Origin of the sequence: Melaminivora alkalimesophila, assembly GCF_000282995.1 — a bacterium.
GTDB classification, from domain to species: Bacteria; Pseudomonadota; Gammaproteobacteria; order Burkholderiales; family Burkholderiaceae_C; genus Melaminivora; species Melaminivora alkalimesophila.
In genome coordinates this window covers 1-5,168 of sequence record NZ_ALEE01000180.1, presented here as the reverse complement: position 1 = coordinate 5,168, position 5,168 = coordinate 1, and the positions used below count along the sequence as shown (strand labels likewise).

General features: G+C 72.8%; 3 protein-coding genes. All 3 read right to left on the bottom strand.

Annotated elements, in window-relative coordinates; genetic code table 11:
* Window positions 1-1,848, bottom strand: a 1,848-nt coding sequence (mdoH, locus tag A612_RS02930; protein WP_040435763.1) for a glucans biosynthesis glucosyltransferase MdoH, incomplete at its 3' end; no start/stop codon positions are given.
* Complete coding sequence (locus A612_RS02925) at window positions 1,821-3,383, bottom strand: glucan biosynthesis protein G (protein WP_019373104.1); 1,563 nt, start codon at window positions 3,381-3,383, stop codon at window positions 1,821-1,823. The genes mdoH and A612_RS02925, both read right to left, overlap by 28 nt.
* 183 nt (window positions 3,384-3,566) lie before the next feature.
* Entirely contained in the window at window positions 3,567-4,985 is a 1,419-nt protein-coding gene (locus tag A612_RS02920; RefSeq protein WP_019373103.1) for a sigma 54-interacting transcriptional regulator, read from the bottom strand.
* Window positions 4,986-5,168 lie beyond the last annotated feature (183 nt).

The following is a 5,168-nucleotide window of genomic DNA, read 5'->3' as shown; positions in this document are numbered from 1 at the left end:
CGGCAGGCCCACCGGCAGCAGCCACAGCAGGGCGCCGGTGTCGGCGGCGGCGACCCCCAGCGCCAGCGCCAGGGAAGCCAGCCCCATGGGGGCGACCTTGCGCAGCGCCTCGCGCCACGGCACGGCAGCGGCCTCGCGCGGAGGCGACTTCCAGTCCAGCTCGACGCCGGTGAGGGCCACCAGCACGAACAGCGAGTGCGCCAGCATGCGCACCGGCGCCTGCAGCACGGCCAGCACGGCCTCCAGCAGCGCGCTCTTGACCAACCCCCCGGTGCCGCCGAACTGGCGCTGCTCGCCCTTCAGCAAGATGGCCAGCACCCCCAGCACGCGCGGCATGAACAGCAGGCACAGCGTCAGGGCCCACAGCGCCACCAGCCCGCCGGGCAGCACGCTCCAGTCGGCCACCAGCGGCACCCCGGCCAGCCAGAGCACGGTCCCCAGGACGATGAAGGCCAACCACAGCGGTGCCGACAGGTAGGCCATGGCGCCCGTCAGCAGCATCGCGCGGTGCACCGGGTGCAGCCCGGGTTCGGCCACCAGCTGGGCGTTCTGCAGGTTGCCCTGGCACCAGCGGCGGTCGCGCTGCAGTTCGGCCAGCAGGTCCGGCGGCTGCTGCTCGTAGCTGCCCACGAGGCCCGCGGCCAGCCAGACGTGCCAGCCGGCGCGGCGCATCAGTGCCGCCTCCACGAAGTCGTGCGACAGGATGCCGCCCGACAGCCCGCCCCGGCCCCGGATGGGCGCCAGCGCGCAGTGGCGCATGAAGGGCTCGACGCGGATGATGGCGTTGTGGCCGAAATAGTGCGACTCGCCCAGCTGCCAGTACTGCATGCCAAGGGTGAACAGCCGGCCCGCCACGCGCGCGGCGAACTGCTGGGCACGCGCGTGCAGCGTCACGTGGCCCACGGCCTGCGTCGCGGTCTGGATGATGCCGGCGCGCGGGTGCGCCTCCATCAGCTTGGCGAGCGCCACCAGGCAGTCGCCGCTCATGACGCTGTCGGCGTCCAGCACCACCATGTAGCGGTAGTCGCGCCCCCAGCGGCGGCAGAAGTCGGCCACGTTGCCGGCCTTGCGCTGCGTGCGGCGCCGGCGCAGGCGGTAGTACAGCTCCGGCTGGGGCTGCCGGGCGTTCGCCGCCAGCGTGCAGCGCAGCTCCTCCCAGGCGGCGCGCTCGGCGGCGGCGAGCTGCGGATCGCTGGTGTCCGAGAGCACGAAGACGTCGAAGTTGCGCGCATGGCCCGTGGCCGCGAGCGATTCGCAGGTCGCGCGCAGGCCGGCGAAGACCGTGGCCACATCTTCGTTGCAGATCGGCATGACGATGGCGGTGCGCACTTCGGGCGACAGCCGCTGGTGCTGCACGCGGCGCGCGTCGAGCGCGTGCGGATCGCCGCGCAGCAGTACGCGAAAGCCCATGGCGGCGGTCAGGAAGCCGGTCACCACCCAGAAGCACAGGACGGTGAACAGCGCCAGCTGCAGCCTCCCGGCCCAGGCGCCGTCGTAGGCCGGCTGCAGGTGGGCGAACAGCACGCTGCCCAGCGCCGTGATCGCCAGGGACAGCGCGAGAAACACCGCGCGGCGCTGCCGGGCGGCCTGCTCCCAGGGCTCGGCAGGGGCAGCGGGCGGCGGACGGTGGCCCGTCAGGCGCAGCAGCAGGGCGGTCCCCAGGCTGTTCCAGAACCCGCGCCAGGGCCGCGGCACCATGGAGCCGCGATGCAGCGGCGGGGCGGTCAGGGTGTGGGGGTGGCGTTCGGCGCGCCCGGTGGGGCGCTGCGGGGCAGGCGTCGCTGCCTCCGCCGGGCGGGCGGGTGCGTCCGCGAGGGGGTTCATTGGGGAAGCAGGATGTGTGTCCATGTCTCGCTCACTGCGTGGTTCTGGTGTTGCAGGAAGGCGCGCAGCTCGACCGGGCGCTGCGGGTCGAGGCGCTGCACGCGCAGGGCCAGGCGCCAGCCGCCGGTGGCCGGGTTGGGGTAGGCGCGGGCTTCGAGGACGCGGCCGTTGGCATCGCTGCTGACTTCGGCACGCAGTTCGGCGCCCGCAGGCAGCCGCTCGAGCGCGGGCCCGGCGAAGTCCAGGACGTAGTGCTCCTGGTCGCGCCGCCGGTCGGCGGGCTCGGAGGTGTGGCCGAAGCCCCGGCGGGTCTGCGTGACCCAGCTGCCGGGAGGCTGCTGCGGCGCATCGCCCTGCCAGAGGATTTCGTAGTCGAGCTCCAGCGAGCCGCCGGGCTGCAGCCCCTGACGGGGCACCCAGTAGGCGACGACGTTGTCCTCGGTTTCCTGCGCCGCCGGCAGCAGCACCAGCTCCACGCGCCCGGGGCCCCAGTCGCCCAAGGGGCGCACCCAGGCACTGGGGCGGCGCTCGTAGCGGGCCTCGTCGTCCTCGTAGCTGCTCCAGCGGCGGTCGCGCTGCATCAGGCCGAAGCCGCGCAGGCCAGCGACGGCGAACGAGGTCACGGTGGGGCGGGGCGGGTTCTGCAGCGGACGCCACAGCCATTCGCCGTCCGCGCTGGCGACCATCAGCCCATCGGAGTCGTGCACCTCGGGGCGGAAGTCGTCGGCGCGTGGCTGGTTCTCGCCGAACAGGAACATGCTGGTCAGCGGGGCGATGCCAAGGGTGGTGATCGGCCGCGTCCCGGGGCGCGCGAACAGCCGGCTGCGCACGCGCACGCGCGTCTGCTCGCCCGGCTCGACGTCGAAGCGGTAGGCCCCGGTCAGCCGGGCCGACTCCATCAGGGCATACACGGTCGCCACCTGCGCCCCGGCGGCAGGGCGCAGCAGCCAGAACTCCGTGAAGGCGGGGAACTCTTCCGCGTCGGCGCCCACGGTGTCGATGGCCAGGCCGCGGGCCGAGAGGCCGTACTGCTGGTGGCGCCCCAGCGCGCGAAAGTAGCTCGCGCCCTGGAAGACGATCAGCTCGTCCTTGTAGTCCGGCCCGTGCAGCGGATAGTGCAGGCGCAGCCCGGAAAAGCCCAGCTCGCCCCAGCGGGCGGGGTCGAAGCGGTTGCGGCCGTAGTCGAAGTCGGCCGGGTCGTAGCGGAGCGCCCGCACCGTCCCGTCCGGCAGGACCTCGTGCACCCGCACCGGCGTCTGGTGCAGCGAGCCGAGGTGCAGGAACATGGCCTCGAACGGCAGGCCCTGGCGCCGCCACAGGGCGCGCTCGGGGCGCCAGCGGATGTCGCGCAGGCCGTCATAGTCGAGCCGGGCGAGGTCGGCGGGCAGGGCCGGCGGGGCGGCCGGGGCTTCCTGGGCCGCCCGGCTGCGCGCCAGCGCAACCAGGGACTGGTAGTCGAAGGCGGCCGCCGGCAACGCCGCCAGCAGCAGCGCCGCCAGGGCAGCAGGGCTGCGCCAGCGCCGGCGCGGCAGGGGCAGGAATGCAAAAATGCAGGGCATGCCGCCTTCTTTGCAAACCCCGTGCCACTGCGGAAAAACGATGTGCTGACAAGCACTTGGCGCGCTTACTTCGGGTAACGGAAGGTAGGCGGGGCGTGCGCACCCGGCACGGGCCGCTTTTCGTCGCCCGCCAGCGACGGGTCTTTGTCAGGGTTTTTCGAAAAACCCTTGTCAATCAATGACTTAGTCTTGTCGCTCGTCGGCGACAGGCTCAGTGGGGCCCTCTGGCTTGAAGTGCGCCGGCGTGAGTTGGTGCTTTTGCAGCAAGCGGTAGAACTCGGTGCGGTTGCGCTGCGCCAGGCGGGCGGCGTCTGCGACGTGCCCGTCCGTCATCTTGAGCAGGCCCACCAGGTATTCGCGCTCGAAGCGCTGGCGCGCCTCGGCCAGGCTGAGCACCTGGGCGCCGGGCACGCGCAGCGCGCGCTGCACCAGGCTGAGCGGCACCAGCGGTGTGGTGGACAGCGCGCAGACCTGCTCGACCGCGTTGTAGAGCTGGCGCACGTTGCCCGGCCAGGGGGCCGTCGTGAGCGCCTTGAGCGCCTCCGGCGAGAAGCCCGACAGCTTGCGGTCGTACTTGCGCGCCAGCTGGTCGAGGAAATGGTTGGCCAGCAGGGGAATGTCCTCGCGCCGCTCGGCCAGGGTCGGCAGCGTCAGGGTGACGACGTGGAGCCGGTAGTAGAGATCTTCCCGGAACTGGCCGGCCGCCATGGCGGCCTCCAGGTCGCGGTGCGTGGCGGAGATGATGCGCACGTCCACCGGCTGCGACTGGCTCGACCCCACCGGGCGCACGGCGCGCTCCTGCAGCACGCGCAGCAGCTTGACCTGCAGCGCCGGTGGCATGTCGCCGATCTCGTCGAGCAGCAGCGTGCCGCCGTCGGCGGCCTGGAACAGGCCCTTGTGGTGGCTGACGGCATCGGTGAAGGCGCCCTTGACGTGACCGAACAGTTCGGACTCCAGCAGCGCCTCCGGAATGGCCCCGCAATTGATGGCGACGAATGGCTTGCCCGCGCGCGGGCTGGCGCGGTGGATGGCGCGCGCGAGCAGCTCCTTGCCCGTGCCGCTCTCGCCCAGCAGCAGCACGCTGGCGTCCGACTGGGCGACCATGTAGGCCTCGGCCAGCAGGTCTGCCATGCGTCCGGAGCGGCTGATGATCTCAGAGCGCCAGCGGGAATCGGCCTGGGCGGGCAGAGCCGCGGGTGCGGCGAGCGCCAGCGCCTGGTCGATCTGCTCGAGCAGGGCGCGTCCGTCGAAGGGCTTGGTGAGGTAGGTGAAGACCCCCTTGGCCGTGGCCTCGACCGCGTCGGGGATGGTGCCGTGCGCCGTCATGAGGATGACCGGCAGGGCCGGGCAGCGGGCGCGCAGCTCGTCAAACAGCGCCAACCCGTCCCGACCGGGCAGGCGCACGTCGCTGAGCACCAGCTGCGGGCGCTCGAGGTCGAAGTGCGCCAGCGCCGCCTCGGCCGAGGCGGCCGTCGCCACGTCGTAGCCGGCCGCGCGCAGCCGCAGCGACAGCAGCCGCAGCATGTCGGCGTCGTCGTCCACCACCAGGATGCGCTGCCGCTGGGGGGGCGGCGCGGGCGAGTCGGGGCGGGGGCGTGGCATGGAAGGGTCTCCGGGCTCAGTGGGGGCGCTCGTTGAGGCTGCGCTCGAGCGCGCGCATGGCCTCCAGGCGTGCCGTGAGCTGCCTGCTGCGCCGCTCGGCCTCGCGCAACTGCCGCGCCTGGCGCAGGCCCTCGTCTTCCAGCCGGCGCTGCTGCAGCAGCAAGGTTTCCATCAGGCGGGCAA

Coding starts and splice junctions, on each gene's coding strand:
- A612_RS02925 (WP_019373104.1), bottom strand. CDS start 3,383: ATGCCCTGCATTTTTGCATTCCTGCCCCTGCCGCGCCGGCGCTGGCGC.
- A612_RS02920 (WP_019373103.1), bottom strand. CDS start 4,985: ATGCCACGCCCCCGCCCCGACTCGCCCGCGCCGCCCCCCCAGCGGCAG.